Source organism: Companilactobacillus mindensis DSM 14500, assembly GCF_001434275.1.
Lineage (GTDB): Bacteria > Bacillota > Bacilli > Lactobacillales > Lactobacillaceae > Companilactobacillus > Companilactobacillus mindensis.
This window is the reverse complement of sequence record NZ_AZEZ01000074.1, coordinates 1-6,821: the sequence shown is the minus strand read 5'-3', so window position 1 is coordinate 6,821 and position 6,821 is coordinate 1. Positions and strand designations below refer to the sequence as shown.

Annotated in this window: 5 protein-coding genes; 3 read left to right on the top strand and 2 right to left on the bottom strand. The window is 41.5% G+C overall.

Features of this window, described 5'->3' with window-relative positions; translation table 11 throughout:
* A partial coding sequence (locus FD29_RS06940; RefSeq protein ID WP_201780221.1) for an SLAP domain-containing protein occupies positions 1 to 2,330 on the top strand: 2,330 nt, incomplete at its 5' end.
* 69 nt (positions 2,331 to 2,399) lie between these two features.
* Here FD29_RS06940 and FD29_RS06935 read toward each other — a convergent pair.
* Positions 2,400 to 4,124, bottom strand: coding sequence for a pyruvate oxidase (locus tag FD29_RS06935; RefSeq protein ID WP_057888215.1), 1,725 nt, complete (start codon positions 4,122 to 4,124; stop codon positions 2,400 to 2,402).
* A gap of 194 nt (positions 4,125 to 4,318) precedes the next feature.
* Here FD29_RS06935 and FD29_RS06930 point away from each other — a divergent pair, with 194 nt between their 5' ends.
* Positions 4,319 to 4,840 (top strand): DUF308 domain-containing protein, encoded by a 522-nt coding sequence (locus FD29_RS06930; protein WP_057888214.1) that lies wholly within the window; start codon positions 4,319 to 4,321, stop codon positions 4,838 to 4,840.
* On the opposite strand, the gene FD29_RS06925 is transcribed toward FD29_RS06930, so the two are convergent.
* Positions 4,837 to 5,205 (bottom strand): PaaI family thioesterase, encoded by a 369-nt coding sequence (locus FD29_RS06925; RefSeq protein ID WP_057888213.1) that lies wholly within the window; start codon positions 5,203 to 5,205, stop codon positions 4,837 to 4,839. The genes FD29_RS06930 and FD29_RS06925 overlap by 4 nt on opposite strands.
* 112 nt (positions 5,206 to 5,317) lie before the next feature.
* On the opposite strand from FD29_RS06925, the gene FD29_RS06920 reads away from it, so the two are divergent.
* On the top strand, positions 5,318 to 6,772 hold the full coding sequence (locus FD29_RS06920; RefSeq protein ID WP_057888212.1) for an AMP-binding protein: 1,455 nt from the start codon (positions 5,318 to 5,320) through the stop codon (positions 6,770 to 6,772).
* The last annotated feature ends 49 nt before the right edge of the window (positions 6,773 to 6,821 follow it).

Here is a 6,821-nt window from a genome sequence, read left to right as displayed (position 1 = left end):
GTAAATTTGTTCCTGATGACGGACAAGTCGATCCTGCTTCAGTTGTTTATAAAGGTAACAAGACTCCGGCTGTTACCGAGCCTACTTTCAATGTCCCTGATTCTTCAACTCCTACTGCCGGTACCTTGACAGATGCAGATGGCAAGACTATCGCCGCTGGCGATTCTGCCCACACCGGTGATAAGGTTACTCTTACCGTTCCTACTTCTGATAAAGGTTATACTGCTACAGATCCTGCTACTGGTAATAAGGTGACATCTATCACTGGTACTTTGGATAAAGATGGTAAATTTGTTCCTGATGACGGACAAGTCGATCCTGCTTCAGTTGTTTATAAAGGTGACAAGACTCCAGCTGTTACCGAGCCTACTTTCAATGTCCCTGATTCTTCGACTCCTACTGCTGGTACTTTGACAGATGCAGATGGCAAGACTATCGCCGCTGGCGATTCTGCCCACACTGGTGATAAGGTCACTCTTACTGTTCCTGAATCTAAGACTGGTTATACTGCTACTGATCCTGCTACTGGTAATAAGGTGACATCTATCACTGGTACTTTGGATAAAGATGGTAAATTCGTTCCTGATAACGGACAAGTCGACCCTGCTTCAGTTGTTTATAAAGGTGACAAGACTCCGGCTGTCACCGAACCTACTTTCAATGTTCCTGATTCTTCAACTCCTACTGCCGGTACTTTGACAGATGCAGATGGCAAGACTATCGCCGCTGGCGATTCTGCCCACACCGGTGATAAGGTTACTCTTACTGTTCCTGAATCTAAGACTGGTTATACTGCTACCGACCCTGCTACTGGTAACAAGGTGACATCTATCACTGGTACTTTGGATAAAGATGGTAAATTTGTTCCTGATGACGGACAAGTCGATCCTGCTTCAGTTGTTTATAAAGGTGACAAGACTCCAGCTGTTACCGAGCCTACTTTCAATGTCCCTGATTCTTCGACTCCTACTGCTGGTACTTTGACAGATGCGGATGGCAAGACTATCGCCGCTGGCGATTCTGCCCACACTGGTGACAAAGTTATTCTGACTTTGCCTGCTCCTAATGGATATACTCCTTCTGATAAGAATGACGCTACTCATACTCCTGTTGCTTCTATCACTGGTACGTTAGATAAAGATGGTAATTTCGTTCCCGATAGTGATCAACCCAACCCTAAGGATATCGTCTACAACGGTAATAAAGTTGATCCTTCATCAAGTACAGTTTCAACAAACAAGGGATCACAACCTATCAATATTCCTGCTGGTCAAGTTGGAACAACTTCTGATCCTATTACGCTTCCAAAGGTTGCCGGTTATGATCCTCTAACAGTTGTTGTTGACTACACACCAGATGGTCCCGTAATTAAAAATATTGATGGTTCAGCTGTAACAGATAAAGAGCCTGCTAAATATGTCGGTGTTAAAAACCCAGGTACAACCATTCAAGTCACAAATCCTGATGGCACAACTTCAAATATCACAATTCCAGAAGGCCACTACGGTGATGACCCTGTAACTGTAACTGCCGATGACAAACCTGGTTACAAAGCTCCTTCAGTTGTAGTAACATTTGGTGCCGATGGAAAACCCGTCTTCACTGATGCATCTGATCCAACTAAGGAAATTAATCCAACTGATGTTCTAACATACAAGCGCATCAGTTCCGGCAGTTCCAACCATGTAGTTGTTCCTGATGGCGTTGGTACAATTGAAAAGAAGCAACAAACCGTTGCAACCTTCTCTGACAAGCCTGACGTTGAAGTTTACGCACTCGATGATAACAACAAGATGTCAGTCGTAAATGACCGCATCCTACCTCACCAAACAAACTGGATGAGTGACGAATCGATCACTATTGATGGCGTAACTTATTATCGTGTTGCTACTAACGAATGGGCCAAAGCTGATCAAGTTTACGCTTATGACGCTGGTAACTTCTTCATTAGAACTTACGATGATTCTGTCAAATTGCTTTACGCTGCTGAAGGAAACATCGTTCAAAACAGATCTCTTGCTAGAAGTTCTAGTTGGATGTCAGACCGCACTGCTTACATTATCGACGGTCAAAAGTACTATCGTGTCGCTACTAACGAATTCGTCAGTGCCGAAGATGCTTACGTATACACGCCAGTTAAACTAAATGTCAGAACTACTGGTGGTTCATACAAGAATCTTTACACTGCCAAAGGTGTTCAAATTCAAGGTAGATATATCAACGCTCACGTAGCATTGAAAGTCGACAGTATTACTTACATCAACGGAGATAAATATTATCGTGTCGCTACTAACGAATTTATCAAAGCTGAAGACGTTGAAACTTATTAATCGTTAAAAAGAAAAGCTCAATTCCCGATAAAGGAATTGAGCTTTTTTAGTATCTATATAAAATTATTTCTATAAGAATGAACGTAAAATTTCTTTCATTGGTGGCAATGCTGGCATCGAACCTTTGTCCAATACGTGACCGAAACCAAACTTTGCGTAACCGTGCGCTTCGTCCATCATGATTTTACCAGGGAGTGGTGCTTCATCCGTTACAGCAACGTCTAACAAAACTGGTTTGTCAGGGTGACGATATTTCTTGATAGCGTCCGCAAATTCTTCATCTGTCGTAATGCGCTCACCAATTCCACCGCAAGCTTCAGCAACTTTGGCAAAATCAATTTCTGGCAAACTGATACCGTAATTTTGTTGACCGGCTGACTGTTGTTCGTATTCAATAAAGGCCAACAACTTGTTATTCAGCACGACGTATAACATTGGCAAATTATATCTTACCGCTGTGGCAAAGTCTTGCATGACCATGGCCGTTGCTCCATCACCAGCGATTGCATAAACCGGACGGTCTGGGAAAGCATTCTTAGCGGCAATGGCTCCTGGCAATGCGCATCCCATAGTTCCTAGCCAAGCGGAGATCGTATACATCTGGCTATCTTTAGCGGTTAAGAAACGAGCTCCAAAAGCGGTCGATGTCCCTACGTCGATTGACCAAATCGTATCGCTAGGTGCGCTCTTAGAAATATTATGGAACATCAATGATGGCAATACGCCAGTGTGTTTCTTCGTGTAGACGTCATGCATCCAACTGTGCCATTGACCGATTTTTGAAACGGCCTCATCCAAGAATGGACGTGATTCTACCGGTTCGCCCAACGCATTCAAACGACTCAAGACTTCTTTGGCGTCCGCTTGAATGGCAAGATTGACATGACGACGCTTGCCCAATCTGTCAGCGTTAATATCGATTTGAATAGCGTCAGCTTTTTGATTCAAGTATGGTGAGTATGGATAATCCGTACCGATCATAATGACCAAGTCGGCTTTTTGCATCATTTCAAATGATGGTTTAGTACCTAATTTACCTAATTGACCCAAGTTATATGGATGATCATCGTCAACTAATCCCTTAGCGGGCATTGTCAAAATAATTGGCAATTTGTATTTTTCGATGAACTCTTTAGTTTCTTTTTTAGCATGTTTGATACCGACACCGGCCAAAACGATTGGTCTTGCGTGATCTTCCAACATACTCAAAGCAGCTTTGATCTGGTCATCATCAACGTGATATTGTTCAGGTTTGAAATTGTCGACATTAGGGACGAAATTATCTTTGATCATGTGCGCAGGAATGTCATCAGGAATCGTCAACACGGCCACACCTTTCTTGGCGTACGCCGTTCTGATAGCTTCGTCAGCGATTCTTGGTAAAGATTGCGGATCCATGATGATCTTGTTATAAACTGCTACATCATCAAAGAGCACGTGCGTATCGACTTCTTGGAAGAAATCGGTGTTCAATAATTTTGACTGAACTTGCCCGAGAATTGCCAAAACTGGTACATGGTCCATCTTGGCGTCATAGAGTCCGTTCAACAAGTGAATTGCGCCCGGTCCGCCGATCGATAGACAAACGCCTAATTTTCCTGTTAATTTAGCGTGAGCTGCGGCTGACAAAGCGGCCACCTCTTCATGTAGAACGTGAGTAAATTTAATTTTATCTTGTGCACGATACAGCGCATCAATCGTCGTATCGACCGAGTCCCCGGGTAATCCGTAGATATTATCTACGCCCCATTTTGCTAAAACATCAACCATTTTATCGGATGCACGAACAGTCATAATTATCCCTCCTAGTATCATTTACCTATAACGTACCACATTAGTTTCACAATGAAAGTAATATGCTTTTACTGTTAAAGCACGTCGCTTATATAATGATAAATAAGTTTGTGAAAGGCTTTCTTACCGCTCGTTTAATTTTGAAAATTTTCTGTTATGATATGAATATAGGTTTATTTAGGGGGTATTTTCATATGGTCAGACAGTTCCAACTGTACCGTTGGTTAAGATTTATTTTCTTACTAACGGCGGGGATCTTGATCGTTATTGCACCAATCAAAAGTTTCGATATCATCATCTACATCGTTTCATCTTACATTGCAATTTACGGAATTCTTTCCATCATCGACGGCTTATCCATTCGACGAACCACTGGTGAAAACAACATCGCTATCGGTTTAGGGATCGGGGCTTTATTTTTAGCTTTAGGGGTCTTATTATTCGCTCGTTTCTTCGTACCATTAGTGCCACCAGTACTGGGAATCATTCTGATCGTCAACGGCATCAACCAATATCGTGATTCCCATGAGATGACAAAAAAAGCTCAGATAACACCCTACTTGGACTATTTTTATTCAGCCCTTCTGATACTTGCAGGAATCGTGTTTATTCTGAACCCTTCTAAAACAATCATTTTTATCTACCAATTATTTGGTTTAAGTTTAATAATTTTAGCCTTTTTCGAAATTATCAATTCCAGAATCTACCACAGTTAGATTTGGATTTTTTTTAACGTTATTGTGCTCAAACTATTAGTTATTGCGCTCTTATCGTAATGCGTCGTAGCCTGCCACGTCTGCACGTTGTTGCCGCTGCGAATGGAGATTGCTTCTACGATCAACTTGCCTATTTTGAGCGTATTCAAGTTATGCAACGACACGCTCAACAAAGCTGCCGATGCGCCTTTTTCCACATTAAGGTTAGCGCCGATACTGGCGGCTGTTTCACACAACATGGCGTTGATACTACCGGCTTTTTTAGCTTCCATTTGAAGATGTTCTTCATTTAATTCCATTTGTAAAACAACTTTATGTTTTCCCTGTTCAACTAATTCGATCCCTAAATCATCCAACAAACTCATTTTGTACCTCAATTTTTTTCAATAATTAACTCAATTCTATGGTGTAAATGTTTTACAATCAAGTTATAGTAATTTAATCGTATCAAAATTTCAAAGGAAAGGAGGTCATATTTTGGAAAATTGGTTAGTCAAACGTGCCAAACTAGATCCGGACAAAATTGCCTTAATTTTGGAACACGCTGATTTTACCTTTGGCGAACTCAATTCCACCGTGCAATTATTTGCCAGTAAATTATTCAGCAGTGGCATCCGTAAAAATGATCCTGTCGCTTTATTCTCTGACAATTGTTTCAATGGTTATATTGCCATTTTAGCACTTCAACAAGTTGGAGCGAGAACGATTTTCCTGGATACCAAATTACCGGCCACCACTCTGAAATATCAACTCGACGATTCCAAACCCAAAACCATTTTGGTCAGTGATTCTGTCGATGCGGTCGAAATTTCAAAGCTCGATCATAAATTGACTTTGTTATCCGATATTTTGAGTCTAGAGCCGAATACCAAATATCAACCGATTTCTGAATTCGACGACAATCAAGTGGCCTCGATTTTCTATACGCCCAACGTTGACGACCATGATATTGGCGTCGTGTTGTCATACGGCAACTACTTTTTCTCAGCCATCGGAACCGGTTTGAACCTTGGTATCAATAAACAGGACGCTTGGGTATTGACCTTGCCGATCTTCAATATACCTGGATTTATCATCATCATGCGCTCACTTATTTACGGCATCAGCGTTTACTTGATGGATGGCTTTGACACTGGACATATCAACAAGATTTTGATCAACGAACACGCAACGATCATTTCTTTGACGCCGCCATTGTTGCGCAAACTATTGAATGCTTTGCCTAAAGGTAAACAATACAATAATAAGTTTCGTTGCGTCTTCTTAGGTACTGGTCTGATCGACAATTGGACGTTATTACGTTGCAATATGCTAGGTATCCCGGTACTGCAATCTTATGGCATGACTGAGACAACTTCCAACATTTCAGCTCTCAATTTCAACGACGCTGAGATCAAAGCCGGTTCTTGCAGTCAGCCGTACTTCACTGAACAAGTGCGCATCACTAATATCAATCAAGACGATATTGGGCGCATCGAAATCAAATCACCAACTGTTGCCGTCGGTTATCTCAACAAACAAGCACTGTATCATTCACGCTTTACTGAAGATGGTTTCTTTAAAACTGGTGATGTCGGTTATTTGGATGAAGATAACTTTCTCTATCTCAAAGGCCGTCTAACTGATTTGATCTATTCTGGCGACAAAACTATCTATCCGGAAGAAGTCGAGAATATTTATCGTAGCGTCAATGGTATCGATGATATTTGTGTAGTTGGTACTACTGAAGGCGATAAACAAGTTCCAGTCGCGTATTTGACGTTAAGGGAGAACGCCTTTTTGACTGGCAACGATCTACATGAGTTTGGTCAACATAATCTGATAAATTATCAAGTTCCTCGAGAATACCGCTTGATCTCTGAATTTCCTAAGACAACGAGTGGAAAAATTCTCCGCAATAGGTTGCAACATCTGTCTTATACTACTATTTAGAATCGAGTAGGAGGTAACTTTTAATTACCGACCTCTCACACCACCGTAC

Coding starts and splice junctions, on each gene's coding strand:
- FD29_RS06935 (WP_057888215.1), bottom strand. CDS start 4,124: ATGACTGTTCGTGCATCCGATAAAATGGTTGATGTTTTAGCAAAATGG.
- FD29_RS06925 (WP_057888213.1), bottom strand. CDS start 5,205: ATGAGTTTGTTGGATGATTTAGGGATCGAATTAGTTGAACAGGGAAAA.
- FD29_RS06930 (WP_057888214.1), top strand. CDS start 4,319: ATGGTCAGACAGTTCCAACTGTACCGTTGGTTAAGATTTATTTTCTTA.